Genomic DNA, 26,141 nt, shown 5'->3' on the forward strand with positions numbered 1-26,141 from the left:
CTTCCGATCTCTCGTCAGCGGGAGGCGAATTCTACAGCGTTACACGCTGCTGTCAACACCTCTTTTTCAACTTCCCGACTGCTTCGATGAACTGAAGCAACCTGCCGTCAAAACCTACATAACTCATTGTTTACCAAGGAGTTTTCCGTTTCGACTGCGCCGGAAGTGGGGCGAATTATAGGCCTCCAGAATCTGCCGTCAACCCTTAATTTAGGTTTTCTATCAAACAGCCTGAAATCGACTACATCCTCTATATATAGAACACTCCGCGCCGCTTATTGAGCAATATATTGCCCAACTCAAAACAGTTAAGCATCATAGCGCTAGATACATCTCTCACTACCACCTTGGACAAATACCCGAATGACCGCCTCCCCCCGCAGCCTGGCCACAGCACTGTTCCCCATCGGCCTGCTGTTGATCGCCATGGCCTCTGTCCAATCCGGTGCCTCGCTGGCCAAAAGCATGTTTCCTATCATTGGCGCACAGGGGACTACAGCCCTGCGCCTTATTTTCGCCAGTGTAATCATGCTGCTTCTATTACGCCCATGGCGGGCGAAGCTGACAGCCAAATCCCTGCGCACCGTCATCGTGTACGGAATGGCGTTGGGCGGCATGAACTTCCTCTTCTATATGTCACTGCGCAGCGTCCCGCTGGGTATTGCAGTAGCCCTCGAGTTCACCGGTCCGTTAGCCGTGGCCATCTACGCCTCGCGCCGGGCAGTCGATTTCCTGTGGATCGCGCTCGCGATCATAGGCCTGCTGCTGTTGATTCCCATGGGAGAAGCCAGCCATGGCATTGATCTGCTTGGCGCAGCATATGCTTTGGGCGCAGGTATTTGCTGGGCGCTATACATCCTGTTTGGCCAAAAAGCAGGCAATGACAACGGCGCACAAACCGCCGCCCTAGGCGTCATGATCGCAGCGCTGTTTGTTGCGCCGATCGGCATCATCCATGCCGGCGCCACACTGCTGACTCCCGCCTTGATCCCGGTCGCCCTCGGCGTGGCCATCCTGTCCACCGCATTGCCCTATACGCTGGAAATGGTCGCGCTGACACGCCTGCCCGCCCGCACTTTCAGCACGCTTATGAGCATCGAACCCGCATTCGGCGCCCTCTCCGGCCTGCTCTTCCTGCAAGAGCATCTTTCCCTTGCGCAATGGCTGGCCATCACCTGCATCATCCTGGCCTCCGCAGGGGCAACCTTGACGATGCATAACGAGTCAAAGCCGCTGGTTCCGGCCGATTGAATCATCTTTGAATGTAGCTCTGGTATTTGCCGCTCATTTAGGCCATGTTTAAGCCGTAAACGAATGTCATTCATGGAGAATTTCGACAGGGACAGCGCGAACGCTACACTCGAGAGCGAGTAGAGCCTGCTTCAAAGCATTGTTGCGAAGCGGCTATTAAGGATAGGAATGAAACGAATTTTGATACTGCTGATGGTCGTGGCCATTGCTGGCTGTGCCGCGACCACCAAGACAGAAGTGAAACGGGGCAAAAAAGGGCTGCATATCAACTGTTCCGGCCTGTCTTCTTCCTGGGACCAGTGCTACACCAGTGCAACCAATTCGTGCGGGGCCAAGGGTTACAAGGTTATCGCCAAGTCTGGTGACAATTCCGAAGAGCCAGGGGACTATCCATTCGGCCTCAACCCAGCTGGCTACACCAGCCGGAGCATGATCGTCATCTGTAAATAGCCGACTGAGCAGTCTTGCGCCGACTGCTCATCTTTAATGTCTCACAAAAAGGCCTGGACGACTAATTGCGACCGATCAAATAGCCGCCGTACGCACCTGCAACCACTCAAGCGCCGCGCCACTGAGCAACGGGCTCAAGCGCTGACGCACCTCAGCATGGTAAGCGTTGAACCACTCGCGCTCGTCCACCGTCAGCAGCGATGTTTCCAGGCAACGGGTGTCGATCGGGCACAAGGTCAGGGTTTCAAATTTGAGAAACTCACCAAACTCAGTCTTGCCTGCTTCTCGGTTCAACACTAGGTTCTCGATACGCACGCCCCAACGCCCCGGCCGGTAAGTCCCAGGCTCAATAGAAGTGATCATCCCCGGCTGCATTGCCGTTTGCGGCGCAGTCGCGGCCTGGTAGGCGATCACTTGCGGACCTTCATGCACATTGAGGAAATAGCCTACACCGTGCCCGGTACCGTGGCCGTAGTCCACGCCTTCAGCCCAGATCGGCGCGCGGGCGATGGCGTCCAACAGCGGTGACAGAATCCCTTTGGGGAAATGCGCGCGGGACAAGGCAATCACGCCCTTGAGCACACGGGTACAGTCACGTTTCTGCTCTTCACTCGGCGTGCCGATTGGCACCATCCGCGTAATGTCCGTGGTGCCACCCAGGTATTGGCCGCCCGAGTCGATCAGCAGCAAACCGTCCCCCTCGATCAGCGCGTGCTCCTCTTCGGTGGCGTGGTAATGCGGCATCGCACCATTGGCGTTGTACGCGGCGATTGTGTTGAAACTCAGCGACACATAACCCGGCCGGCGGGTACGCGCAGCCGTCAGGTGCTCGTCGATGGTCAATTCCGTAATGCGCTCACGGCCCAGAGCGCTGTCCAGCCAGGCGAAGAACTCGCACAAGGCCGCACCGTCCTGCTCCATGGCCTGACGGATATGTTCCGCGTCAGCCAGGCTTTTGCGAGACTTGGCCAGAGTGGTCGGGTTCAGCCCTTCGATCAGCTTGACGCCAGCATCAAGGTTCTCCAGCAGACCAGCGGTAACGCGTGCCGGATCAACCTGCAAACTGGCACCCGACGACACGGCTCGCAGCGCATCGGCCACTTCGCTGTAGTCACGCAGGGTTACACCGTCCTGCTCCAGAACCGCACGCAGTTCAGCATCCACTTTGCTCAATGCCACAAACAAGGTGGCTTGTTCTTGGTTGATCAAGGCAAAGGACACAAACACCGGGTTAAACGAAACGTCACCGCCGCGTAGGTTGAACAACCAGGCGATGTCATCCAGGGTGGCGATGAAGTGCCAGTCGGCGCCCTTCTCTTTGAGGCTCGCCCGCAGGGCCGAAAGTTTCTCGCCACGGCTGACGGTAGCCTGCGGCGGCAAATGTTGATAGATCGGTTGATTCGGCAAGGCAGGACGGTCTTCCCAGACCTGATCCAACACGTCGAGGTCTGTACGCAAGCGCGCACCACGTTCCGCCAACTTGCCGCTCAACGTACGCGCCGAGGCGACGGCCATCACCGCGCCATCCACCGCCACCACGCCGCCTTCCGGTGTTTGCTCAGCCAGCCACTCCAACGGACCAGGCTGGCCTGGCTGCAATTTCACCAGTTCGATGCCGCTGCCCTTGAGCTCCTTGGTCGCCTGTTCCCAGTAACGGCTATCGGCCCATACGCCAGCGAAATCGGCGGTGACAATCAGCGTCCCCACCGATCCATGAAAACCCGACAACCACTGACGCCCCTGCCAATAACCCGGCAAGTATTCGGATAAGTGCGGGTCGGCCGATGGCACCAGCAGGGCGTGAATACCCTCGCGGCTCATCAGTTCACGGGTGCGCGCCAGGCGCTGGGGAACCGTTCCATGGGTCAAGGGCTGCGTACTCATTGTGTCTCCTGCTAACCACGAATAATTATTATGTGTCGCGAAAAATAAATCAGACCGTCCAGAACGCTGGCGCGCTGGCCAACTCGGCCCTGATCAACCGCACCGCCTCATCGATATCCTGTTCGGTGGTAAACCGCCCCAGACTCAAGCGAATGGTACGGCTGGCACTGCGCGCATCATGGCCCAGTGCCAAGAGCACATGGGAAGGTGCATTGCTCGCCGAGTTGCAGGCAGAGGTCGCGGAAAACGCGATACCCGCGCTCAGTGCAGCCGAGTTGAATTCACCTTCGCCAAACGTAAGGCTCAAGGTGTGGGGAATACGTTGTGTAGCGCTGCCATTGAGGCTCACGCCCGCAACCGACGCCAACTGTTCCAACAGACGTTGACGCAAAGCCACGATCACCGCTTTTTCTTCAGCAAAAGACGCCGCCGCCAGGGCAAATGCGCTGCCCATGCCGGCAATCTGATGGGTCGCCAAAGTACCGGAACGCAAACCACCCTCGTGACCACCACCATGAATCTGCGCCAACACCTTCTGCTGTGCCCGTGGCCCAACGTACAACGCGCCGATACCTTTAGGTCCATACAATTTGTGGGCAGAAAATGACATCAGATCCACCGGCCACTGGGCCAGGTCGATTGCTACCTTGCCCGCCCCTTGGGCCGCATCCACGTGCAACAACGCACCGTGTTCACGCACCCGTGCGCCGATAGCAGGAATATCGTTGAGGGTGCCCAGCTCGTTATTCACCAGCATCAGCGACACCAGAAAGGTGTCTTCGCGCAACGCTTGGCTGACCGCATCGGCCGTAATCAAACCCTCGGCGTCCGGCACCAGGTAGGTCACGGCCACGCCGGTTTCCTGCAATTGTCGCGCGGTGTCCAAGGTGGCCTTGTGTTCAATCTGGCTGGTGATCATATGTCCACCCGCCACGCCCCGTGCCTGGGCTACGCCCTTGATCGCAAGGTTGTTGGACTCGGTGGCACCGGAGGTCCAGACGATTTGCTCAGCCTGGGCACCAACCAGGCCGGCCACTTGGCGACGCGCCTGCTCAACCGTTTGCCGGGCCGCCTGGCCGAACGCATGGGAGCTGGATGCGGGGTTGCCGAAGTTGGCGTTGAAGCCAAGGCACTCGACCATCACTTGGATAACCCGCTCATCCACCGGCGTGGTGGCGGCGTAGTCGAAATACAACGGACGTTTATTCATGACGTTAGAGACTCGCAGAACAGGTTCCCGAGAACAGCGTCTCAGGGGCATTGACCGGGACAAGAGGTCGTCAGGTTTAACCGATCAAATGCCATTAAAAAAGGAACACGTGGTGTAAATGTGCGTAGGAACGCTCCTGGAATTGAGCTTAACAGCCCGAGGGTTGGGCACGTTAGAACGATTGGGCCTAAATGCAAAAAGCCGAAAAGTCCTATATGGCGACTTTTCGGCCTTTTGTGCGATACCTAAATGCTTAGACGTTGGTGAATATCCCACTCACCGGGTCGACATTCCCACCATAGGGCACGCTGGTCCCTGCCGCCTTGGCGATGGTGGCCCAGATCCTCTGCATATCCACAAACTTATTACCAATCACAGGGTTGCCATATTGCTGCCTATCACCTTGGGCGGTGATGTTGAAATACCGCCCCGCGCCGTCGCCACTTTTCAACAAACCACTCGCGCCCCCCATCAGAGCCAACGGCATATCCAACGTGTGTTCGGGCGCGCCATCGGCCATTTCGCTGGTGAGCACGACCAGGGTGTGTTTGAGCAAGTTGTCACTCGGCACATCAGGGTCGGCACGCATTGCCAATTGGTCCATGAATAGTTTGACGCGCTGGGTATACCACTGCCGGGATTTCTTCCACATATCCACGCCAGCGAGACGGTGGGCGCAGTCATGGGGGTTGCTCACGTCACTGACGTCCAGAATATTCAACGATTCTGCCGAGCGGCCGACCTGGACAGTGGCAACGCGGGTGATCCCGCATGCCAGCGCCGTGGCGACCACCTGATGATGGCTGTGTTGCACCTGGGTACGAAACTGTGCCGACTTGTACGGCACCTCGTCCAGCGCCAACGGCGAGCACTCTCCTACGGGCGGCAACACCTCTTCCATGTCCTTCATGGCTTGCTCCACGGACGCCAGCTGTGTATCAAGCTTTTGCTTTTGCGCACCCCCAAGTCGCCCTCGGATTTCATTGATGTCTGCCAACACCGGATCGAACACATGCTTGTTTCGCGACTGTTGCTCACGCACCTCGCGGCTGACACTCCCGAAGATTTTTTCGTACATCAGAACCGGATCCTGATCGGGCCTGCGCATCGCGCCACCATTCTCCGGCCCTTCCCACGACACGTGCCACGCGGTGCCGTCTGTGCCTGAGTGCGGCCCGGAAAAAAGACTGCGCTGGGACGGATCAGTCCCCGGCATGTGCCGCCCCAACAGCACATCGATCGAGGCCATCTTCTTTTCACGATCCCGCAGCGCCCAGGTCCAACCGTTGTGGCCCTCATTACCCGGCCCCAAAATCGTGCCACGCAAGTACAGCGATTGGTTCCTATAGGCGGCAAGCTCTTGGCTGACTTCGTTAAGCGCGAAGTCTGACGTATCCAAGCCATTTGCGCTCGGATGCCAAAGGCCCCGGCCATCGCTGGAATACGCAGAAGCGGAGTCAACTGCCAAGCCATCGGGCACCACAAAAAACACCACTTTGAGCTTGGCTTGCTGGCTCTGCCCTGTCAGGGCCATTCGCGCCAGGCCACATCGGGTCAATGCAGCAACGGCACCCACGGCCCCTAAACCGGCAAGACCGGCAAGGAACAAACGACGGCTTTTCAAGATATCCATGATCAATCCCTCTGCGTCTTGAATTGGAACCCGTTGGAGGTGCCCAGCGTGCGCAACATCATCGGTAATGACCCCTCCCCTTTCAGCCCGTCGATCATTGCCTTGACGGTCGCGGTAGTGGACTCGTCGGACTTGTTACCCGACGCAAAACGGAAGTAGCTGTCCGCCATGCAGAACAACGACGCCGAGTTGTGTGGGATCAGTTTGGAGATACCCCGCACATCCTCGATAGGTACCGTCCCATCGACACTGATAAACGGCCCGGCGGAATTAATCGGCAACTGCGCAGGGAACTGCGCGAAGTTGTAGGCTGGCTCTTGCTGGCGATAGCGTCCGGCAGCGTCGTAGTGCTCCATCGACGCGCCGGTGTCATTCATATATTGATGGCACTTCCAGCAACGTCCGCCAGAAGCCTGCTCACCGTTGACCAGGTCCCAACGTTCGCGGGTCGTGATCGCACGCGGCGGGTAGGCCGGCTCCGTCGGCTCGGCTTCAACAGGCGCACCAAACTCTCGGCAGAACAAGTTCTCGCGAATCGCAATACCGCGCTTGACCAATGACGTCACCTTGAAGTCGGCGGTAGACGCCTGGAAGAGTCCGAGATGCAGCAGACCTCCGCGCGTCTGATCCACCGTGACCTTCTGCATCGTGTCGCCCGTTACCCCGCTGACGCCGTAATGCTCAGCCAGCGCCTTATTGAGGAAGGTCACGCCCGGGTTGAACAATTCATCCAGCGTGCCCTTGCCATCGAGCATCACATGACGGGTCAGCAGCGATTGCTCTTGCGTCATCAGTTGAATCGTCGCCGCATCCAACCCCGGTTTTTCCTGAACACCGCGTTGCGTCTTGATGTAGTAACTGATGAATCGGTTGAATTGCTCCAGGCCACGCTCGGTGCGCATCATCCGGTCGATCTCTGCAGTGATTTGCGATGGCGTCTGCAGCTCATTGCGCTCGGCCTTGGCCAGCAACTGCGCGTCCGGGGTAGTTCCTTGATAGGTGAAGGACAACGCGGTTGCGGTCTCGTAAGGCGTCAGCTTGTAGACCCCGGTTTGCCCCGACACAACCTGCCCCAACTCCGAGCGGTAGAGGAAGTGGGGCGACAGCAGCAGCGCCGTCACCAGCGCCTTCTCTCCGTGCTCATCCAGCGTGGCCTGATAACGCGCACGTTCATCCTCAGTCAAATGACGACGGAACAGTTGGTAACCCAAAGCACTCACCGTCCCACTGTCGGTGGCCGATTTGAGGTGTTCAAGCTGTTCGGCTGTGACCCTTTCGGCGATCGATACGGCCATGCCATACAGCTGCTTGATGTCTTCGGCCTGCAAGAGCCCCATGTCGGCTTCACCGGGGTACTTGAAGTCCTTTTCCGATTTATCCGCCGGCAGTTTCTCCTTGTTGACCTCGACGGCCAGGATATCTTCGACACTGTTGGCGTATTCGTCTCGTGTCAGCAGACGTAACTGGCGCTGCCCCTGGGCTTCAGTCGCCTCCAAGTACGGCGCCCAGACCACGCCAAACAAATGCTTGCTGATCTCGGTGGCGCAGGTGGTATCACAGTGCCCCTCCACCGGCATGGTCTTGATTTGCCGCACCAATGCCTCCTGGCCCGCAGCGCTCCACGCCACCGCCATGCGCAGGTTATTGAAGGACTCCACTGCATGGCACTTGGTGCATGACTCGGCCAGTACCGACGCGCCCAGTTTCGGCTCGTGGCGATACGAGATCGGCATGAGTTGTTCGTCCTGGCTTTCTTCGTTGATTTTTAGCGTTACCCGCTCTGGTTGTGGCATTTCCTGAGGGTAGAAAGGGTGGAGGATATCGTACTCCCCATAGTCAAAAAGCCGTGTGACGCTCTCACCCCAAGGCACTTGCACCACCTCGGGCGGGGCATCCGCCGGCTCTTTCGGCTGAACCGTGAAGTGCCATTTGGCGTCCATCACGGAGCTCGGCTTCTGAGGCGCCAACACCGTCACTTTTACTTCCAGCTTGACTGGCCGCACACGGTATTGCAGGTCCAATACCTGTTGTTTGTTCTCGGCAGACAAGGTGAGGAGCGTGTTGCGCGTCTGGGGGATCCAGTTTTTTACATCGTTGAGCTGGACCTTATACGTGCCGTACGCCAACCCGTTGAGCACTACGGCAGCCTCACTGTCAGCAGGATTGAAGGACGTATGGAATTGACGGGAGTTACCGTCAGGCGAGATCAGCGTGCCACTGATCATTTCATCCTCCAACTCCGGTGCAGGTGCCAGCATCGGGCGCAAGCTAAGCTGCGTGTTCGGCAGGCCTGTGGGGTCATAACGGACACGGTAGATCACCCCCGCGACATCATCGGAGATCAGCAGGCTCTGATCGGACAGCTCCAGGAATTCCGCAGGCCTGCCAATGCACGAGTCATCCAGGCAATACACGTCAAAGCGCTGTGGGTTCTGCACAAAACCGTTGATCAGCGGGATCTGGTTGACCACCCGGGTGCCGTCCTGGATAGAGAAGAGGCGCACATCCATGCCCGGCCGTGCCGCCGTACCCGCTCCGTGCACCGCCACCAGCATATTTTGAGTGCCCGCACGTGCGGGGTAGCCGTCCCAGAATTTCAACCCCAGTGGCGCCGTGTTGGTGCCCAACTCAAAGGCTGCGGGTACGTAGTCTTTGGGATCGACCTGTTGCAAGGACTTATCGGACACAATCGCGCCTTGAACCAAAGGTGGTTGAATCACCGTCGGGTTTTGAAACTCTTCTTCGGTAAAACCTGGAGTGCTTTTGCCAAACAGGTAAGGCACGCCAAAATGCTGGTTGGGCGCGCTGATCCGGTTGATCTCATCCGGGTTGGGGTAACCCTGGCGGTTGTTATCGGTGAACCACTTTTCACCAGTCTTGGGGTTCCAGTCGAAACCGACGGAGTTACGCACCCCCTTTGCAAGAATTTGCGCTTTGCCCGTCGCCATGTCGTAACGCAGTAACGTGCCGTAACGCGGATCAGCCGGGATCATGCACAGGTTGCAAGGAATACCGTTGGCGGTGTAAAGGCCCGTGTCGGTCGGGTCAAGCGGGTTGAAACGCAAAATGTGCTTCATATGCCAGAAACGCGTGCTGGAACCAAAAGCTAGGGAAGGCAATGGGAACACCGAATCATCGGCAGGGAGATTGAATACCAACTCAGATGAAGGGTCCTTGTAGTGCGCGTCAGCGTCGCGCACGCGATACAGCCTGCCGGTGGTCGAGTAGTACAAATCGCCATCTCGATACGCCACGCCGGCCGGCTCCTCCAGCCCGCTGGCGATCACATAAATACCCGTTGGGTTACCCGCATCGTCCAGGGGCAAGGCGTAAATCATATCGGCGATTTTTTTGTCGTAGACGTAGGAAGGAATCGCACTGGAGCCGACATAGAGCACGTTCTTGCCCATCGCCATTTGCCGCGGCTGAATCAGCCCTTGGGCAAACAGGCTGATCTTGATTCCCGGCAAACCACTCAACTTGTCCACCTGAACCGGCGGCCGGTACTTCAGGGTGACGGCCTGCTCTTCGCCTTCATTGCGCAGGAAGGAAACGATACGGGGGGTGTTCAACGGTACAAACCCATCGGCGACGTTCATCACCAATTGATAGTCGCAAGCCTTCAAGTTATCGACATGGACTGTTTCGCCCGATTTGGCACTGATCGGGATTTCTTCGGCCTTGCAGCGCAATACCCCAGTGACGACCTGATCGGCACGGGACACACCGGGCACAGGGTTTGCGAGAGGCGCGCGGCCACTCAAGGTGGTGAAGTTCAGGGTCAGGCGATTGCCTTGGAAGCCGCCACACTCGCCCAGGTCTTTCCAGGCATCCGGCCAGTAGATCGCGCCGCTGCCGGCGGGCAAACCAGGGTTGTACTCGGGCTGTTTGCACCATTGCCAACTGCCAATGCCAAGGGGCGCCTCGGCATCCATCCAACACTCAAACTGTCGACCGACGTTCTTTACCTGGTCGCCCTGTGCGTAGACCTTGCCTGCTTCATAGTCGTCTGGCGCCGTACAGGCCGCTGCAAACGCTTCAGAACCCAGCAAGGCAAACAGCACCCCCCAGCCACAACGCAAAACAGAACAACCCAACCCGAACGACCTCTCCATGACTCACGGCCTCACTGGCAGGCCAGGTGTAGCTCCATCGAAGAACGAATGCACAGTTTCACGATCCCTTCAGAAAGCGCCTGGCAGGGCTGCGGACCAAAAAAGGCCATCGAACCCGGACGATCCAAATGGGAATGTCTTGCAAGGCTATTCCACTGCGAAACTAAGACATGGCCTAAAGCCATAAGATCAGGAACCGACAGACACTCGACTCGAACATTCGCCTGCACGATTCAGGCGAATTGACTAACTACTCGTAAGTTCTAGTTGGGAGATATCGCAACGTCAAATCCGGATATCTACTTGCCCTGCTTTCCAACAGGTTTCAGCTCGGACGACCACTGCGCTGGGCCGCACGTTGCGCGTTCATCTCAGCCTGTTGGTCAAAACCAAACGCCTTCTGTGGCTGGCCGGTCAACTCGGCGCGTTGGCGTTGATACTCATCAAACGACAACCCGCGACGCCCCAGCGCTTCCAACGCCAACTGCTTGGTTTCTTCCGCCGTATAGGGACGCAATTCAGGCGAAGGATGAGTCGCACACCCAGCGAGGACGGAGATGGCAAGCAATAAGGAAACAGTAAGGAGTCGGGTCATGGCGGCGGCTCTGCGAAGTAGGTTCAAGTCAATGAACACAGGCTACTCCCGCCTCTTCGCAGTGAAAAATCACCTCCCGTGATAGTTGCTATCAACCGCCGAGACACCTTCGATAGCGACCGCCACATATTTCCATATGATCTATAAATATGGAAATACGTTCGTTTACGGAATAACCATAACCCTCTATAACTGGCTCCACACGAACCCACACTGTTCGCCACGCAACTGTTGCCCAGGCAACAGTCATTCAACAAATACACAGGCAGCCAACAGCCGCACTTTTCAGCAGTGAACCCGCAACCCACGCCGATCAAGGCCTGCGCCCGTTGGTACAGCTCTTGCTCAACAGCATGCACCACACCTGCAATCAACCACTGTTGAAAAAGGAACTGTTCATGACCCGTCCCCTGAATGTCGTTGCCCTCTCCGGCGGAACCTGGCGCCCATCCCGTACCCTGGTGCTGACCCAGGCGGTGCTGGCCGAACTGGCCACCTTGTTGCCGATCCAGAGCACGGTGATCGAGTTGGGCGACATCGCCCGCCCATTGGGTGGTGCACTGTCACGCGATGAGCTACCCGCAGAAGTCGAATCCCAACTGTTGGCCATTGAACAGGCCGACCTGCTGATCGTCGCCGCGCCGGTCTATCGCGGTTCTTACCCGGGCCTGCTCAAGCACCTGTTTGACCTGGTTGGCCTTAACGCGCTGATCAACACGCCGATCTTGCTGGCTGCCACCGGCGGCAGCGAACGCCACGCGTTGGTTCTCGATCACCAACTGCGCCCACTGTTCAGCTTCTTCCAGGCATTGACCTTGCCGATTGGTGTGTACGCCACCGAAGCCGATTTCACCGACTACCAAATAACCAGTGAGCTCTTGAAGGGCCGTATTCGTCTTGCGGCAGAACGCGCAGCACCTTTGTTTGCTGCGCACTCCCCCTCTCTGCTGAAAATCGCTTAAGGATTTGTCATGGATGTTTTCTGGTTCCTTCCTACGCACGGCGACGGTCATTACTTGGGCACCACCCAAGGTGCGCGACCGGTCACCCTCAATTACCTGAAACAAGTCGCCCAAGCGGCTGACAGCCTGGGTTACCACGGCGTGTTGATTCCTACCGGGCGTTCGTGCGAAGACTCCTGGGTCATCGCCTCGGCACTGGTGCCCCTGACCGAACGCTTGCGTTACCTCGTGGCGATTCGTCCGGGGATCATCTCGCCCACGGTGTCCGCGCGCATGGCCGCCACCCTGGACCGCCTGTCCAATGGCCGCCTGCTGATCAACGTGGTGACCGGCGGCGACCCCGATGAAAACCGTGGCGACGGCAGCTTCCTCGACCACAGTGAACGCTACGAAGTCTCCGACGAATTCCTCAAGATCTGGCGCCGTGTGTTGCAGGGCGAATCGGTAGATTTCGAAGGCAAGCACCTGCGCGTACAGAACGCCAAGGCCCTTTACCCACCGGTACAAAAGCCTTATCCACCGCTGTACTTCGGCGGTTCGTCCGATGCTGCCCACGATCTTGCCGCTGAACAGGTGGACGTGTACCTGACCTGGGGCGAACCGCCTGCCGCCGTCGCAGAAAAGCTCGCCGATGTGCGCGAACGCGCCGCCCGCCACGGCCGTACTGTGAAGTTCGGTATTCGCCTGCATGTGATCGTGCGTGAAACCGAAGAAGACGCCTGGAAGGCCGCCGACAAACTGATCGAGCACATCAGCGACGACACCATCGCCGCTGCGCAAAAATCCTTCTCGCGTTTTGACTCCGAAGGCCAGCGCCGCATGGCCGCCCTGCACGATGGGCGCCGCGACAACCTGGAGATCGCCCCCAACCTCTGGGCCGGCGTCGGCCTGGTACGCGGCGGTGCCGGTACAGCGTTGGTGGGCAACCCGCAACAAGTGGCCGAGCGCATCAAGGAATACGCCGACCTGGGTATCGAGAGCTTCATCTTCTCCGGCTATCCGCACCTGGAAGAAGCGTATCGGTTTGCAGAGCTGGTGTTCCCGCTGCTGCCAGAGCCCTACGCCAGCCTTGCCGGGCGTGGCATCACCAACCTCACCGGTCCGTTTGGCGAAATGATTGCCAACGATGTGCTGCCCACAACAAAGGCCTGAGGGCAGTGAGATCGGCTTTATGTGGGAGCGGGCTTGCTCGCGAATGCGGAGGGTCAGTGAAATGTGTATCGACTGAAAGACCGCATTCGCGAGCAAGCCCGCTCCCACACTTGGCCTTCATTGTCAGATAAAAAATGAGGAACACCGCGTGACAGCCAAACCCCACAGCGTCCTGCCCTCTCCCCTGCAGACCGCCAAACTGCTGGCCGCCGAATTCGCCCTCACCGCCGTCGAACGCGATGAGCGCGGTGGCACCCCCAAGGCCGAACGTGACGCCTTGCGCCAGAGCGGCCTGCTGGCCCTAAGTATTCCCACCCAATACGGTGGCCTCGGCGCACGCTGGAGTGACACCCTCGGCATCGTGCGCGAGTTCGCCAAAGTGGACAGTTCCATCGCCCACGTCTTCGGCTTTCACCACCTGATGCTCGCCACCGTGCGCCTGTTTTCGCGCCCTGACCAATGGCAGCCCTGGTTCGAACAGACGGCCCGCAAAAACTGGTTCTGGGGCAACGCCCTTAACCCGCTGGACACACGCACCGTGGTCAAGGATTTCGGCGGCTGGCGCGAGTTCTCCGGCAAGAAGAGCTTCTGCTCCGGCGCCAGTGATTCGGAGATGCTGATCGCTTCGGCGGTGGATGAAACCGCCGGCGGCAAACTGCTGATCGCCGCGATCCCCAGCGGCCGTAGCGGCATCACCCTGCACAACGATTGGAACAATATCGGCCAGCGCCAGACCGACAGCGGCAGCGCCAGCTTCGAACGGGTGCGTGTCGAAGAATCGGAACTGCTGCTCGACCCAGGCCCACTCAGTACCCCATTTGCCTGCCTGCGCCCGCTGATCGCGCAGTTGACCTTCACCCATATGTTTCTCGGGATTGCCGAAGGCGCCTTTGAGGAAGCCCGCAACTACACCCTGACCGAGACCCGCGCCTGGCATAAATCCAGCGCCATCGAGGTACGCAACGACCCCTACGTGCTGCATCACTACGGCGAGTTCTGGGTAGCGTTGGAAGGCGTTCGTCTGCTGGTGGAGCGCGCCGCCGAGCTGCTCGACCAGGCCTGGGCCAAAGGTCCCAACCTCAGTGAGCACGAGCGCGGCCAACTGGCCATCGCCATTGCGACCGCCAAAGTCGCCGCCACCCGCCAGGGCCTGGAGCTGTGCAGTCGCCTGTTTGAAGTGACCGGCGCGCGCTCCACCCACGCATCGCTGCGCCTGGACCGCCACTGGCGCAACCTGCGCACGCAAACCCTGCACGATCCGGTGGACTACAAACTCCACGAACTGGGGGATTGGGCGTTGAACCAATCCCTGCCGACTCCGACGTTCTATTCCTAAGCAGAGGTGCCCATGCAGCTGTTAACCCTACCGCCCTCGCCCGCCCTTGCGACGTCGATCCGCGCCACGGCCCAGGTGTTTGAAGACCCCAAATCCCAAGCGTTGCTCGACCATATCCAGCAAGTGGCGCCCAGCGAAGCCAGCGTGTTGATCATCGGCGAGACCGGGACCGGTAAAGAGCTGGTGGCACGCCATATCCACAACCTCAGCGCGCGGCGCAACCGCCCCTTTGTGGCGGTGAACTGCGGCGCGTTCTCCGAATCCCTGGTGGAAGCCGAACTGTTCGGCCATGAAAAAGGCGCCTTTACCGGCGCCCTCAGTGCCAAGGCCGGTTGGTTCGAAGAAGCCGACGGCGGCACGTTGTTCCTGGACGAGATCGGCGACTTGCCGATGGCGATCCAGGTCAAGTTGCTGCGCGTCCTACAAGAACGCGAAGTGGTGCGGCTGGGGTCGCGTAAGAGCATTCCGATTGATGTGCGCGTACTGGCCGCGACCAACGTACAACTGGAAAAAGCCATCAACGCCGGGCACTTTCGCGAAGACCTCTACTACCGCCTCGACGTGGTCAGCCTGGAGCTCAGCCCCTTGCGCGAACGCCCCGGCGATATCCTGCCGCTGACCCGGCACTTCATCGAAGCCTACAGCCAACGCCTGGGCTACGGCCCGATCACCATCAGCCGCGAGGCCGAGCACAAGCTCAAAAGCTATAGCTGGCCGGGCAATATCCGCGAGCTGGAAAACGTGATCCACCACACCCTGTTGATCTGCCGCAATGGCGTGATCGAACGGGACGATCTGCGCTTGTCGAACATGCGCATCGAGCGTCAGGACGACAGCCAGCACAGCACCGACAACAGCGCCGAAGCCCTGCTGGAACGTGCCTTCCAAAAGCTGTTCGAGGAACAGGCTGGGGCCCTGCACGAGAAAGTCGAGGATGCATTACTGCGTGCCGCCTACCGCTTCAGCCATTACAACCAGGTGCACACTGCCAACCTGCTGGGCCTGAGCCGCAACGTCACGCGCACGCGCCTGATCAAGATCGGCGAGCTGGCGGTGAACAAACGCCGTCCAGGCGAAAACCTACAGGGCGAGCGCATGCTGCACCTATCCATTTAGGCGGCAGTGCAACGCGTTGTCATGGCTGCGCTCAAAACTGCGCAGCATCTGGAACGAACCAAAGGTCACCGCCGTGGCCTGGTGGGCACGAATCAGCATCCAAAAATCGTCCTCGCCCTGCTCGATGCGCTGGAACGCCGCCTCGCCATCCTCGCGGGATTGCCATTGCAGGTAATTGAGCACCCGCCGCCCGTCATCGCTGACCTGCACGCTTGCACTCAAAAAACCGCCATGCCCAGCGGCCAGACGCTCGCTCTGGGAGGACAGCGCCGCCACCAGGGCCAGTTGCTGATGGGGTTCGATGTGAAATTCGATCAGTTGAGTGAAGCTGCGATTCTTCTCTGATACCTGCATGAACACTCCCCTTTCTCTGTAGGCAGAATCTTGCGATTCGATGCCACGCAGGGTAAAACCTCTAGTTAAGTCAAGGTCAAGCGCTGTTTCGGAGCTTTTCATGCTGAACAAAGAACTTACCGTCGGCCAGTTGGCGGCCCGCAGTGGTGTGGCGGTCACGGCGTTGCACTTCTACGAGACCAAGGGGCTGATCAAGAGCAATCGCAATGCCGGCAACCAGCGGCGGTATCCACGGGACGTATTGCGGCGAGTGGTGGTGATCAAGATCGCCCAACGCTTGGGCATTCCATTGGCAACCATTGGCGAAGCGCTACAGACACTGCCGGATGGGCGCACGCCCACCGCCAAGGATTGGGAGCGTTTGTCGGCGTTGTGGCGGGAAGACCTGGATGAGCGCATCAACAAATTGTTGCTGTTGCGGGACAAACTCAATGGCTGCATTGGCTGTGGGTGTTTGTCGATGGAGGCGTGCCCGTTGCGCAATCAGGATGATCAGTTGGGTGAGCGTGGGCCAGGGGCTCAACTGTTGGAGCCCACGACATAAGCTTGAACTGAAAACCCAATCAAAATGTGGGAGCGGCGGTGCGACTTAAAGGCTATGTCGAGCCAGCCCCCCTCTACACACTTCATGAACAACCCCTCCACGTTTTCCCCCTTGCCCCGCAGGCCGGGGGATTCCAGGATGCAGGCAATCATCACAAGGAGTCATTCCATGTTCGCCGGTTTCCAAAAAGACCAATGCCACGTCAATGGCGTCAGCATCAGCTACCGCAAAGGTGGCGCGGGTCCCGGCCTGCTCCTGCTGCACGGGCACCCGCAGACCCACGTGATCTGGCACAAAGTCGCCGAACAATTGGCCGAGCACTTCACCGTGGTTGCCGCCGACCTGCGCGGTTATGGCGACAGCAGCAAGCCGCCGGCCAATGACCATCACACCCACTACTCAAAACGGGAAATGGCCCGGGACGGCGTCGAGTTGATGCAAGCCCTGGGCTTTGACACGTTCTCGGTGCTGGCCCACGACCGTGGTGCCCGGGTGGCGCACCGCCTGGCCCTGGACCACCCCGCTGCCGTGCAACGCATGGTGCTGCTGGATATCGCCCCCACCCTGTCGATGTATGCGCAAACCGACGAAGCCTTCGCCCGCGCCTACTGGCACTGGTTCTTCCTGATACGCCCGGCGCCGCTGCCGGAAGCCTTGATCGAGAGCAACCCCGAGCTGTACCTGCGCAGCGTGATGGGCAGCCGTAGCGCCGGGCTCAAGCCATTCACCGACGAGGCGTTCGCCGAATACCTGCGTTGCCTGAAACTGCCAGGTGCCGCCACCGGCATCTGCGAAGACTACCGCGCGGCCGCCGGTATCGACCTGGAACACGACCAGGCGGATATCGACGCAGGACGTCACCTCGACTTGCCGTTGCTGGTGATGTGGGGCGCCGAAGGCACCGTCGGCCGCTGTTTCGAGCCCCTCAAGGAATGGCAAAAAGTCGCCACACACGTGCGTGGCAAGGCCCTGCCGGCGGGCCATTACATTGCCGAGGAAGTGCCCGAGTTGTTGCTGGAAGAGGTCCTGGCCTTCTTGCGCTGAGTGCTATTCTGGCGGCTCATGCCGCCAGCCTTGTTTCTGATGACGAATAAGAAAGATACCGTGCCATTACCCGAAGACCTGCGGGTGTTCCTGACCGTGATCCGCAAGGCTGGCTTTGGGGCGGCCGCCGATGAGCTGGGGTTGTCGCCCGCTTACGTCAGCAAGCGCATCCAGATTCTGGAGACCACCCTGGGCACCCGCCTGCTGCATCGCACCAGCCGGCGTCAGCAATCGCCGCGTGCTGTGCGCCGCGCCGGCTTACCTAAAGCGGCGCGGTACACCACAGCTATTGAGCGACCTGGAACAACACGACTGCCTGGTCATCAAGAAACGCGACAACGCCTTTGGCATCTGGAACCTGGAGCGCAGTGGAGCCCAGGAAAGCGCACGAGTACACGGGCCGCTGTCTTCGAACAACGGCGAGATCGTGTTGCAGTGGGCACTGGATGGGCGCGGCGTATTGCTGCGCTCAATGTGGGATGTGAAACCATTGCTGGAGCAAGGCAAGTGGGTGCAGGTGCTGCATGATTACACCCAGAGCGCCAATGTGTGGGCGGTGTACCCGACACGGTTGGCGTATTCCGGAAAGCTACGGGCGTGTGTGGAGTTTTTGCAGGAGCATTTCAAGGGACTGTCGATTTAACAGCAGTGTTGATCTGCAAACCCAATCAAAAATGTGGGAGGGGGCTTGCTCCCGATTGCGGTGAGTCAGCTACCGATAAGCTGACTGGCACACTGCTATCGGGAGCAAGCCCCCTCCCACATTTTGTTCTGAGTGGGGTCAGGTAAGCCACGGGTTGGCTTGCAGGTGGCGGCATCCGAATGCAATTGCCGCCAGCCGACGAGTGCCTGTTCCCACAACTCACCCTTGGGCGCACGGGGCTTGCCATTGAGGTAGGCGAAGACTTTTTCGTCCGGCGCCATGAAGGCACCCCGCGCACCGGCTTCCACCGCCATATTGCAGAGGGTCATGCGCGCCTCGACGCTCAGCCCGTCGACGGTGGAGCCGCGAAATTCAATGGCGCCGGAGTGATGACGTGGAACATGTTTCGTGTTCGAGCCCAGCTTTAAACTGGTCGGAATGTGAACCTGAAACATTTTCTTTCATATGCGGATTAGGGATTTCCCATTCTCATCCGTCTTAACTTAGATACAGCCCGTCGCGTCAACAAAAGCTACGACCGGCCTTTTCCGGGCCTCCATTGCCCCCCTCCGATCAAGACCCGCATTCACATGTCGAAGAAGTCACGCTCAAAACTCTGGTTTCTCGTACATAGCTGGCTGGCATTGCCCATCTGGTTCTTTGTACTGATCGTCTGTTTTACCGGCACCCTGGCGGTGGTCAGCCAGGAAATCGTCTGGTTGGCCAACCCGGATATCCGGGCGAGCAAGCCCTCGGATGATGCCGAGCCGTTGAGCTTCGAGCAGGTCATTGCCGCCATCAAGCGCGAAGACCCCAAGGTGATCGTGCGAGCGATCCTTCGCCCCGACGAATCCCATTTCGCCTTGACGGTACGCCTCACCTACCCCGACGGGCGTGCCGTTTCGGCCTACGCCAACCCGTACACCGGGGCCATCCAGGGCATCAGCCCCTCGTTCGACTTCCAGCAGTTCACCCGCGCCCTGCACGGCTGGTGGCTGGTGCCGTTTACCAATGGCTACAGTTGGGGCTGGTACCTGGTCTCACTGCTGGGTTTGCCAATGCTGGCGTCCCTGGTCACAGGGCTTGTGGTGTACAAGCGCTTCTGGAAGGGCTTTCTCAAGCCAACCCTGCGTATCCGCCATGGTGCACGGATCTTTTGGGGTGACTTCCACCGTCTGAGCGGTATCTGGTCGATCTGGTTTATCGCCGTCATTTCCATCACTGGCACCTGGTTTCTGATCCAGGCGATTCTGGGCGATAACCAGATCTCGATTTCCAGCGAGCCCGTGGTGCCTGTGGTCGCTCGGGAAAAAGTCCCGCTGTCGGCACCTGGCGTACCCGCGCCGATGATTGGGCTGGATCAAGCGATTGAAATCGCCACCCAGCGCATTCCCGGGCTGGAAGCCAGTTTTGTGTTCCTGCCCCTCAACGCCTACAGCCATGTGACGATTGGTGGTCGAGGCTGGTATCCGCTGATGTTCCAGACCGCCCAACTGAACCCGTATGACGGTGAAATCGCCGTCTCGCACATGCTGTCCGACCGCACCACCCTGGAGTTCGTCACAGAATCCATGCGCCCGCTGCACACCGGGGACTTCGGCGGCATCTGGATCAAACTGATCTGGGCGTTCTTCGGCCTGGTACTGAGCATGATGGTATTGAGCGGCCTACTAATCTGGACCAAACGCACTGCCCTGGCCAGCCTCAACGCACTTAAGCGCAGCAACAAGGCGCCCCGCCAGCCAGCCCCCATCCCTGCCCTGCAGGCTGAAACCACGGAGAGCAACCGATGAGCAAGGTCGCTGCCGCTGTACCGCCTTCGCCACTGCGGGCCTTTTGGCTCAAATGGCGCTTCCACATCAATATCCTGCTGCTGCTGGTGCCCCTGGGTTTTATGCCCAAGTACTTTGCCGATGCCGCGCTGTTTCGCGGTGATACCGGTATTGGCGAGCGGGTAGCCGGCCAAGTGCAGGTCGGCCCCTGGAGCCTGACCCTTGCCGAGTTTCGCAACGAAGGCCCAACCCCCGACCCGGCCGGCCCAATGAAGTTCTTCAACGCCGCCCTGTGCGACACCTGCGCCGACCAGGTCAAGGCCACTTACCTGCGTATCGGCAAACCGCGCAGCCTGCGGGCGGCCGGGGTGATCTTCTTTGGTACGCCGTACCGCATGGGCGCCGCACTGCCGGTACCCGAGCGCACTCCGGTGGACGCCGAAGTGTGGGTCACCATGGAAGGCTGGGACGGCAGCATGCACCAGGGTTCCATCCCGCTGAGCCAGGCCTCGCCTGCCACTATTGCCTGGCTGAACAAGCAAGGAGTTAAACCATGACGTTGATTCGCCTGATGCGCACCAGCGCCGTACTGTTGATGGGCGCCGGTTTCAGTACCATTGCCCTGGCCCACAACCCGATGTGCGAATGCAAGGAAATCCCCGGCGAACAGATCCAGTGCACCGGCGGTTTCTCCGACGGCAGCGGCGCCCCCGGCGTGACCCTGGATGTGATCGGCTACGACGAAACCATCCTGGTGCCCGGCAAGCTGGGCCAGGACTCGACACTGACCTTCAAGAAGCCCTCCGCCGAGTTCTACGTACTGTTTGATGCGGGCCCCGGCCACGTCGTGGAAATCGACCAAGCGGACATCCAGCCGCAATGAGTACCACACAGGTTGTACGCCCCGCCGGTGCCGGGCACGAAACCCTCTACGTCCTGCTGCTGTGCCTGATCATCCTCGCGGTGGCAGGCTCGGTGATCGCGCTGCACGGTGAGCCCCAAGAAGTGGCCGCCGTGCCCAGCCATCAGCTGGATGCCCGCCGCGACCTGAATGCCGCCGAGCAAGGCATCTACGCCGACCTGCGGGTGACCCTGGATGAAATCCAGTTGTTGCAGCAGGAACACAGCGGGTTGCCAACGCCTGAGCAACTGGCCGAGGAAGGTTTTGCGCCATTTGCCCAGGACGCCAGTTCGGTCAGCCGTGGCGACCACCGCTGGCAGGTCCTGGAGCCCTCGGCCTACCTGGGTTTGAGCCAGTCCCCCAGCACCAGCGGCTCGCTGCTGATGCGCATGCAAGGCGCCGAACCGGATATCTGGCTCAACCGCAGCGCGAACCTGGCCGCCCCCTCCGACCTCTCTGACCAGGCGCTGATTGCAGCCGGCTGGCAGCAGGTGGTCGCGCAATTTGATGCCGGCGTGACCCGCCAGCACCGTCACTGAACGAGAAGACCGATTGCCCATGTCTATTTCATCGCCCCTGTTGCGCCTGTTGTTGGTTGGTCTGTTCAGCCTGATGCTCGCACCCCTGGCCAATGCTGAGGCGGCCAAACGCCTGCGTATCGGCATCACCCTGCACCCCTATTACAGCTACGTGAGCAATATCGTCGGCGACAAGGCCGAGGTGGTGCCGCTGATTCCCGCTGGTTTCAACCCCCACGCCTACGAGCCGCGCGCCGACGATATCAAGCGCATCGGCAGCCTGGACGTGATCGTGCTCAACGGCGTGGGCCATGATGATTTCGCCGACCGCATGATCGCCACCAGCGAGCGCCCGGACATCCCGGTGATCGAAGCCAACGCCAACGTGCCGCTGCTGGCCGCCACCGGCAATGCCGCGCGCGGTGCGGGCAAGGTGGTCAACCCGCACACGTTCCTGTCGATCAGCGCCTCGATTGCCCAGGTCAATAACATCGCCCGCGAACTGGGCAAGCTCGACCCGGACAACGCCAAGACCTACACCCAGAACGCCCGCGCCTACGGCAAGCGCCTGCGCCAGATGCGTGCCGACGCCCTGGCCAAGCTGACCAGCGCCCCCAACCCGGACCTGCGCGTCGCCACCGTACACGCCGCCTATGACTACCTGCTGCGCGAGTTTGGCCTGGAAGTCACCGCCGTGGTCGAACCGGCCCACGGCATCGAGCCCAGCCCCAGCCAGTTGAAAAAAACCATCGACGAACTGCGCGCCCTGGACGTGAAGGTGATCTTCTCGGAGATGGATTTCCCGTCCACCTACGTCGAGACCATCCAACGTGAATCCGGGGTCAAGCTGTACCCGCTGTCGCATATTTCCTACGGCGAATACACGCCCGAGAAGTACGAAGTGGAAATGACCGGCAACCTCAACACCGTGGTCCGGGCGATCCAGGAGTCAGGGGCATGACGGCGGCAGAACAACTGAAAATAGCCAGCATTGGCCCCACGATCGAGTTCGACAAGGTGTGCCTGACCCTAGGCCGCACGGCGATCCTCGATGGCGTGAGTTTTCAGGTGGAACCGGGCAGCATCCACGCGCTGGTCGGCCCCAATGGCGGCGGCAAAAGCTCGCTGATCAAGACGCTGTTGGGGCAAACGCCGCACCAGGGGCAATTGCGCCTGCACTGGCCGACGACCGTGGGCACCATCGGCTATGTACCCCAGGCGCTGGAGTTTGACCGGGGCTTGCCGATGACCGTCGATGACTTCATGGCCGCCATGTGCCAGCGGCGCCCGGCGTTTCTTGGCCTGTCCAAGCACTACGCCCGTGCGATTGGCGATGCGCTGGAACGGGTGGGCATGCAGGACAAGCGCAAGCGGCGCATGGGTGCGTTGTCCGGCGGTGAGCGTCAGCGCGTGCTGCTGGCCCAAGGCCTGATCCCCGCACCGCAATTGCTGGTACTGGACGAACCGATGTCGGCTCTCGATGAAGCCGGTATCCAAGTGTTCGAACGCCTGCTCAATGATTGGCGCCTGGCCGGGATCACCGTGCTGTGGATCGAACATGACCTGGAAGCCGTGGGCCGCCTGGCCGACCGCGTTACCGGCCTTAACCGCCACGTGTTGTTCGACGCTACGCCAAAAGAAGCGCTGACGCCGGACCGCCTGCTGACCCTGTTCTCCACCCACCCTCGGAGCCCAGCGCAATGAGTTATGAAGCGTTTCGCTTGATGGTCCAGGGCTGGGCCTCTTCCGGCTATTTGCCGGAGGCGCTGGCCTATGGTTTTGTGGTCAACGCCCTGCTCGCCGGCCTGTTGATCGGCCCGGTACTGGGCGGTTTGGGCACGTTGGTGGTGGTTAAGCGCTTTGCGTTCTTCTCCGAAGCGGTCGGCCATGCGGCGCTCACCGGCGTGGCCGTGGGCATTCTGCTGGGTGAGCCCTACACCGGGCCGTATGGCGCGCTGTTCGGCTACTGCCTGTTGTTCGGCATCCTGCTCAACTACCTGCGCAACCGTACCGGCTTGGCGCCGGACACCTTGATCGGCGTGTTCCTCTCGGTGTCCCTGGCGCTGGGTGCGAGCTTGCTGCTGATCCTGGCGGGCAAGATCAACGTACATATCCTCGAAAACGTGCTGTTCGGTTCGGTACTGACGGTCAACGGCAATGACCTGCTGGTGCTGGCGATTGTCGGCTCGCTGGTGATGGCCCTGGCGTTGCCGCTGTACAACCGCATCATGCTCGCCAGCTTTAACCCACAACTGGCAGCGGTACGCGGCGTGGCGGTGAAGACCCTGGACTACTTGTTCGTGATCCTGGTGACACTGATCACGGTGGCCGCGGTCAAGGTGATCGGCGCGATCCTGGTAGGCGCACTGCTGGTGATCCCGGCCGCTGCGGCACGCCTGTTGAGCCAGTCGCTCAAAGGGTTCTTCTGGGTCTCGGTGGTGATTGCCACCGTCAGCACCCTGTGCGGAATCCTGCTGCCGATCATCTTCGACCTGCCTATTCCGTCCGGTGCCGCGATCATTCTGATGGCCGGCATCGCCTTCGCCTTCGCTGCCATTGCACGCGGCATTGTGCCCAGCCTCAAAGGGAATATTGGATGATACGCCCCGTTTTACGCCCGCTAGCCCTGGCTATGGCTTGCTTGATCAGTACCTCGGCGCTGGCTGTCGATGGTTTTGCGGCCAATGATTTCAAAACCAACCATGGCCTGGGCCACGCGGCGCTGAGCAAGGCCAAGTCGATCAAGCCGGTCAAAGTGCTGGCCTCGTTGCCGATCACCTACGGTTTGGCCGAGGTATTGCTCAAAGGCAGCGACGTGCAACTTGAACGCGCCGCGCCGGCCAACCTGCCCGGCTCGCGGCAGGTGTCCTACTTCACCGGCCGTGGCGCCCCGGCGCTGAGCAAGCTGGCCGAAGACGCCGACGCCGCCATCGGCCTGCGCTCCCTGTGGGCGGATGACCCGCTGTACCCGGTGGCGCGACGCAGCAACATTCGTATCGTTGAAGTTGACGCCGCACGCCCGGTGGACGGCGGCCTGCCGGGTATTGCCGTGCAACCGGGCGTCACCGATGGCCTGAACAGCCAGCCGTGGCAATCGAGCAACAACATGGGCCGCATGGCCGATGTGCTGGCCGCCGACCTGAGCCGCCTGGCACCCGATGCCAAACCGAAGATCGACGCCAACCTCGCCGCCCTCAAGCAGCGCCTGCTCAAGCTCACCGCCGACAGCGAAGCGCGACTGGCCAAGGCGGATAACCTCAGCGTGGTCAGTTTGAGCGATCACTTCGCGTACCTGGTCAGCAGCCTGAACCTGGAAGTGGTCAGCACCGATGCACGGCCGGATGCTGATTGGACGGCTGAGGACTTGCAAAAACTCAGTGCGCAGTTGAAGGACAACGACGTGGCCGTGGTGCTGCATCACCGCCAGCCGAGCGAGGCCGTGAAGGCGGCGGTGACGGAGGGCGGATCGCAATTGCTGGTGTTAAACGTTGATGGCGCCGACCCGGTGGCAGAGCTGGAAACCAATGTGGATCAAGTGATCAAGGCGCTCACCCCCTAAATCCAACTGTGGCGAGGGAGCTTGCTCCCGCTGGGCTGCGCAGCGGCCCCAAAATGCCGACGCCAGCTTCGCTGTCGAACGGGAGCAAGCTCCCTCGCCACAACAAGCTCCCTCGCCACAAAGGTTAAACCACATCCACGCCGACATGGATGGCATCATGCCGCCAGAACTCCAGGTCACAATCGATCAGGCGCTGATGCTGGTCATAGTTGACCCGGGCGATGCGCAAGCCCGGGCTGCCCACCGACACGCGCAAGGCGCCAGCGGCCTCCACCGGCAATGAGGTCGGCACAATCTCGAAGCGCACCCGCCCGTAGTGCAAGTCGTACTTGCGGGCATACAACTCGGTCATCGACTGGTTAAGGTCGCAGTCCAGGATCCCCGGAAAATACTGCGGGTTCAGGTAATGCTCCACATACAGCACCAACCGCCCATCGATCCGCCGACCCCGGCAGATCTGGATCACGCTGGACAACGCCGGCAACTGCAACCACGCACACACTGCCGCCGACGCCGGTTGCAGCCGCGCCGAAATCACTTCGGTGGACGGCACCCGCCCCTGGTCGCTGACCATCGCGTGAAAGTGGCTACGCTGCATCAGGTTGTAGGCCAGCCGTGGCGGCGAGACAAACCAGCCACGGCGCTCCTCTCGGTAAATCTGCCCCTGGGCTTCCAGCTGTAACAAGGCTTCCCGCACGGTAATTCGAGTGGTACCAAACAACTCGCTGAGCTTGCGTTCAGCGGGCAGTTTGCTTGCAGGCGGCAACAGGCCGTGGTCGATCTGCTCTTGCAGCGCCAGGCCAATGGAAGTAACTGCCTTGATTGCCTCATCACGCATCAATGTTACCTATCTGGACTAGACCAGCACCGATCAGGTGCACAAACCGCGCTGTATTTGGGCTTCTACTAATGCGTGCCAGCCTAGGCATTACAGATGACCGACAGATGACAGTCCGTGTCCAGCCCCCGCAGCACACCCTGCAATACATCGGCCAAGTCCAGCTGTTACGGGCACTTGGGCATGGTCTACGCTCACTCTGCGTCTTGCGACATCAGCGATTTAAAAACGACATCGACACGAAACTGTCATCCATCGAGCCTA

General features: G+C 59.9%; 23 protein-coding genes and 2 pseudogenes. 17 read left to right on the plus strand and 8 right to left on the minus strand.

What is annotated here, in order from left to right; translation table 11 throughout:
* Positions 1-363 precede the first annotated feature (363 nt).
* Entirely contained in the window at positions 364-1,251 is an 888-nt protein-coding gene (gene rhtA / locus ACLD1Y_RS30600) for a threonine/homoserine exporter RhtA (protein WP_429481381.1), read from the plus strand.
* A gap of 168 nt (positions 1,252-1,419) precedes the next feature.
* Positions 1,420-1,701 carry a hypothetical protein gene (locus tag ACLD1Y_RS30605; protein WP_429481382.1) on the plus strand — a complete coding sequence of 94 codons (282 nt, stop codon included), beginning with the start codon at positions 1,420-1,422 and terminating at the stop codon, positions 1,699-1,701.
* 75 nt (positions 1,702-1,776) lie between these two features.
* Here ACLD1Y_RS30605 and ACLD1Y_RS30610 read toward each other — a convergent pair whose 3' ends face one another.
* The 5 genes from ACLD1Y_RS30610 to ACLD1Y_RS30630 form a co-directional block, all read right to left on the minus strand.
* Positions 1,777-3,585 (minus strand): aminopeptidase P family protein, encoded by a 1,809-nt coding sequence (locus ACLD1Y_RS30610; RefSeq protein WP_429481383.1) that lies wholly within the window; start codon positions 3,583-3,585, stop codon positions 1,777-1,779.
* Between the two features lie 49 nt (positions 3,586-3,634).
* Entirely contained in the window at positions 3,635-4,795 is a 1,161-nt protein-coding gene (locus tag ACLD1Y_RS30615) for a cysteine desulfurase family protein (protein ID WP_429481384.1), read from the minus strand.
* Between the two features lie 253 nt (positions 4,796-5,048).
* The gene (locus ACLD1Y_RS30620; protein ID WP_429481385.1) at positions 5,049-6,428 is read right to left on the minus strand and encodes a DUF1552 domain-containing protein; all 1,380 of its coding nucleotides are present in this window, start codon (positions 6,426-6,428) and stop codon (positions 5,049-5,051) included.
* A 2-nt stretch (positions 6,429-6,430) separates the two neighbouring features.
* Complete coding sequence (locus tag ACLD1Y_RS30625; RefSeq protein ID WP_429481386.1) at positions 6,431-10,543, minus strand: DUF1592 domain-containing protein; 4,113 nt, start codon at positions 10,541-10,543, stop codon at positions 6,431-6,433.
* A 325-nt stretch (positions 10,544-10,868) separates the two neighbouring features.
* Complete coding sequence (locus ACLD1Y_RS30630; RefSeq protein ID WP_429481387.1) at positions 10,869-11,138, minus strand: hypothetical protein; 270 nt, start codon at positions 11,136-11,138, stop codon at positions 10,869-10,871.
* A 398-nt stretch (positions 11,139-11,536) separates the two neighbouring features.
* On the opposite strand from ACLD1Y_RS30630, the gene msuE reads away from it, so the two are divergent.
* From msuE to ACLD1Y_RS30650, 4 genes are all read left to right on the plus strand, one after another.
* The gene (msuE, locus tag ACLD1Y_RS30635) at positions 11,537-12,100 is read left to right on the plus strand and encodes an FMN reductase (protein WP_429481388.1); all 564 of its coding nucleotides are present in this window, start codon (positions 11,537-11,539) and stop codon (positions 12,098-12,100) included.
* A 9-nt stretch (positions 12,101-12,109) separates the two neighbouring features.
* Positions 12,110-13,252, plus strand: coding sequence for an FMNH2-dependent alkanesulfonate monooxygenase (gene ssuD, locus ACLD1Y_RS30640; RefSeq protein WP_429481389.1), 1,143 nt, complete (start codon positions 12,110-12,112; stop codon positions 13,250-13,252).
* Positions 13,253-13,400: 148 nt separating this feature from the next.
* A complete protein-coding gene (locus ACLD1Y_RS30645; protein ID WP_429481390.1) occupies positions 13,401-14,588 on the plus strand; it encodes an acyl-CoA dehydrogenase family protein in 1,188 nt (395 codons plus the stop codon).
* Between the two features lie 12 nt (positions 14,589-14,600).
* A complete protein-coding gene (locus ACLD1Y_RS30650) occupies positions 14,601-15,704 on the plus strand; it encodes a sigma-54 interaction domain-containing protein (RefSeq protein WP_429481391.1) in 1,104 nt (367 codons plus the stop codon).
* On the opposite strand, the gene ACLD1Y_RS30655 is transcribed toward ACLD1Y_RS30650, so the two are convergent.
* Positions 15,693-16,058, minus strand: a complete 366-nt coding sequence (locus ACLD1Y_RS30655; RefSeq protein WP_429481392.1) for an antibiotic biosynthesis monooxygenase — start codon at positions 16,056-16,058, stop codon at positions 15,693-15,695. The two genes, ACLD1Y_RS30650 and ACLD1Y_RS30655, sit on opposite strands and share 12 nt — an antisense overlap.
* A 100-nt stretch (positions 16,059-16,158) precedes the next feature.
* Between ACLD1Y_RS30655 and soxR the strand changes: the two genes are divergently transcribed.
* From soxR to ACLD1Y_RS30670, 3 genes and pseudogenes are all read left to right on the plus strand, one after another.
* Positions 16,159-16,602, plus strand: coding sequence for a redox-sensitive transcriptional activator SoxR (soxR, locus tag ACLD1Y_RS30660; RefSeq protein ID WP_429481393.1), 444 nt, complete (start codon positions 16,159-16,161; stop codon positions 16,600-16,602).
* A gap of 168 nt (positions 16,603-16,770) precedes the next feature.
* Positions 16,771-17,646, plus strand: coding sequence for an alpha/beta fold hydrolase (locus ACLD1Y_RS30665; protein WP_429481394.1), 876 nt, complete (start codon positions 16,771-16,773; stop codon positions 17,644-17,646).
* Positions 17,647-17,685: 39 nt separating this feature from the next.
* A pseudogene (locus ACLD1Y_RS30670) lies at positions 17,686-18,289 on the plus strand (LysR family transcriptional regulator).
* 170 nt (positions 18,290-18,459) lie between these two features.
* On the opposite strand, the pseudogene ACLD1Y_RS30675 reads toward ACLD1Y_RS30670, so the two are convergent.
* Positions 18,460-18,669, minus strand: a pseudogene (locus ACLD1Y_RS30675) (aconitase family protein); the annotation flags it as partial.
* A gap of 210 nt (positions 18,670-18,879) precedes the next feature.
* On the opposite strand from ACLD1Y_RS30675, the gene ACLD1Y_RS30680 reads away from it, so the two are divergent.
* Genes ACLD1Y_RS30680 through ACLD1Y_RS30715 form a run of 8 tightly spaced genes read left to right on the plus strand, consistent with a single transcriptional unit; the run spans position 18,880 to position 25,039 of the window.
* Positions 18,880-20,082: a PepSY-associated TM helix domain-containing protein gene (locus ACLD1Y_RS30680; RefSeq protein ID WP_429481395.1), complete on the plus strand. Its 1,203-nt coding sequence runs from the start codon at positions 18,880-18,882 to the stop codon at positions 20,080-20,082.
* Positions 20,079-20,618, plus strand: coding sequence for a thiamine pyrophosphate-binding protein (locus ACLD1Y_RS30685; protein WP_429481396.1), 540 nt, complete (start codon positions 20,079-20,081; stop codon positions 20,616-20,618). The genes ACLD1Y_RS30680 and ACLD1Y_RS30685 overlap by 4 nt, the downstream gene beginning before the upstream one ends.
* Positions 20,615-20,944: a hypothetical protein gene (locus ACLD1Y_RS30690; protein WP_429481397.1), complete on the plus strand. Its 330-nt coding sequence runs from the start codon at positions 20,615-20,617 to the stop codon at positions 20,942-20,944. Before ACLD1Y_RS30685 ends, ACLD1Y_RS30690 begins: the two co-directional genes overlap by 4 nt.
* Complete coding sequence (locus ACLD1Y_RS30695; protein ID WP_429481398.1) at positions 20,941-21,501, plus strand: DUF6162 family protein; 561 nt, start codon at positions 20,941-20,943, stop codon at positions 21,499-21,501. The genes ACLD1Y_RS30690 and ACLD1Y_RS30695 overlap by 4 nt, the downstream gene beginning before the upstream one ends.
* A gap of 19 nt (positions 21,502-21,520) precedes the next feature.
* The gene (locus tag ACLD1Y_RS30700) at positions 21,521-22,441 is read left to right on the plus strand and encodes a metal ABC transporter substrate-binding protein (protein WP_429481399.1); all 921 of its coding nucleotides are present in this window, start codon (positions 21,521-21,523) and stop codon (positions 22,439-22,441) included.
* Positions 22,438-23,184, plus strand: a complete 747-nt coding sequence (locus ACLD1Y_RS30705) for a metal ABC transporter ATP-binding protein (RefSeq protein ID WP_429481400.1) — start codon at positions 22,438-22,440, stop codon at positions 23,182-23,184. Before ACLD1Y_RS30700 ends, ACLD1Y_RS30705 begins: the two co-directional genes overlap by 4 nt.
* The gene (locus ACLD1Y_RS30710) at positions 23,181-24,080 is read left to right on the plus strand and encodes a metal ABC transporter permease (RefSeq protein ID WP_135287966.1); all 900 of its coding nucleotides are present in this window, start codon (positions 23,181-23,183) and stop codon (positions 24,078-24,080) included. The genes ACLD1Y_RS30705 and ACLD1Y_RS30710 overlap by 4 nt, the downstream gene beginning before the upstream one ends.
* A complete protein-coding gene (locus ACLD1Y_RS30715; RefSeq protein ID WP_429481412.1) occupies positions 24,080-25,039 on the plus strand; it encodes a metal ABC transporter substrate-binding protein in 960 nt (319 codons plus the stop codon). Before ACLD1Y_RS30710 ends, ACLD1Y_RS30715 begins: the two co-directional genes overlap by 1 nt.
* Positions 25,040-25,163: 124 nt before the next feature.
* On the opposite strand, the gene ACLD1Y_RS30720 is transcribed toward ACLD1Y_RS30715, so the two are convergent.
* The gene (locus ACLD1Y_RS30720) at positions 25,164-25,877 is read right to left on the minus strand and encodes a UTRA domain-containing protein (protein WP_429481401.1); all 714 of its coding nucleotides are present in this window, start codon (positions 25,875-25,877) and stop codon (positions 25,164-25,166) included.
* Positions 25,878-26,141 lie beyond the last annotated feature (264 nt).

Origin of the sequence: Pseudomonas sp. 18175, assembly GCF_050432925.1 — a bacterium.
In the GTDB taxonomy this organism is placed as follows: domain Bacteria; phylum Pseudomonadota; class Gammaproteobacteria; order Pseudomonadales; family Pseudomonadaceae; genus Aquipseudomonas.

Excerpts from the sequence above, each read along its gene's own strand:
- rhtA (WP_429481381.1), top strand. The coding sequence starts at position 364 with ATGACCGCCTCCCCCCGCAGCCTGGCCACAGCACTGTTCCCCATCGGC.
- soxR (WP_429481393.1), top strand. The coding sequence starts at position 16,159 with ATGCTGAACAAAGAACTTACCGTCGGCCAGTTGGCGGCCCGCAGTGGT.
- ACLD1Y_RS30665 (WP_429481394.1), top strand. The coding sequence starts at position 16,771 with ATGTTCGCCGGTTTCCAAAAAGACCAATGCCACGTCAATGGCGTCAGC.
- ACLD1Y_RS30630 (WP_429481387.1), bottom strand. The coding sequence starts at position 11,138 with ATGACCCGACTCCTTACTGTTTCCTTATTGCTTGCCATCTCCGTCCTC.
- ACLD1Y_RS30625 (WP_429481386.1), bottom strand. The coding sequence starts at position 10,543 with ATGGAGAGGTCGTTCGGGTTGGGTTGTTCTGTTTTGCGTTGTGGCTGG.
- ACLD1Y_RS30680 (WP_429481395.1), top strand. The coding sequence starts at position 18,880 with ATGTCGAAGAAGTCACGCTCAAAACTCTGGTTTCTCGTACATAGCTGG.
- ACLD1Y_RS30620 (WP_429481385.1), bottom strand. The coding sequence starts at position 6,428 with ATGGATATCTTGAAAAGCCGTCGTTTGTTCCTTGCCGGTCTTGCCGGT.
- ACLD1Y_RS30710 (WP_135287966.1), top strand. The coding sequence starts at position 23,181 with ATGAGTTATGAAGCGTTTCGCTTGATGGTCCAGGGCTGGGCCTCTTCC.
- ssuD (WP_429481389.1), top strand. The coding sequence starts at position 12,110 with ATGGATGTTTTCTGGTTCCTTCCTACGCACGGCGACGGTCATTACTTG.
- ACLD1Y_RS30695 (WP_429481398.1), top strand. The coding sequence starts at position 20,941 with ATGAGTACCACACAGGTTGTACGCCCCGCCGGTGCCGGGCACGAAACC.
- ACLD1Y_RS30720 (WP_429481401.1), bottom strand. The coding sequence starts at position 25,877 with ATGCGTGATGAGGCAATCAAGGCAGTTACTTCCATTGGCCTGGCGCTG.
- ACLD1Y_RS30685 (WP_429481396.1), top strand. The coding sequence starts at position 20,079 with ATGAGCAAGGTCGCTGCCGCTGTACCGCCTTCGCCACTGCGGGCCTTT.
- ACLD1Y_RS30690 (WP_429481397.1), top strand. The coding sequence starts at position 20,615 with ATGACGTTGATTCGCCTGATGCGCACCAGCGCCGTACTGTTGATGGGC.
- ACLD1Y_RS30705 (WP_429481400.1), top strand. The coding sequence starts at position 22,438 with ATGACGGCGGCAGAACAACTGAAAATAGCCAGCATTGGCCCCACGATC.
- ACLD1Y_RS30655 (WP_429481392.1), bottom strand. The coding sequence starts at position 16,058 with ATGCAGGTATCAGAGAAGAATCGCAGCTTCACTCAACTGATCGAATTT.
- ACLD1Y_RS30615 (WP_429481384.1), bottom strand. The coding sequence starts at position 4,795 with ATGAATAAACGTCCGTTGTATTTCGACTACGCCGCCACCACGCCGGTG.
- ACLD1Y_RS30700 (WP_429481399.1), top strand. The coding sequence starts at position 21,521 with ATGTCTATTTCATCGCCCCTGTTGCGCCTGTTGTTGGTTGGTCTGTTC.
- ACLD1Y_RS30605 (WP_429481382.1), top strand. The coding sequence starts at position 1,420 with ATGAAACGAATTTTGATACTGCTGATGGTCGTGGCCATTGCTGGCTGT.
- msuE (WP_429481388.1), top strand. The coding sequence starts at position 11,537 with ATGACCCGTCCCCTGAATGTCGTTGCCCTCTCCGGCGGAACCTGGCGC.
- ACLD1Y_RS30610 (WP_429481383.1), bottom strand. The coding sequence starts at position 3,585 with ATGAGTACGCAGCCCTTGACCCATGGAACGGTTCCCCAGCGCCTGGCG.
- ACLD1Y_RS30650 (WP_429481391.1), top strand. The coding sequence starts at position 14,601 with ATGCAGCTGTTAACCCTACCGCCCTCGCCCGCCCTTGCGACGTCGATC.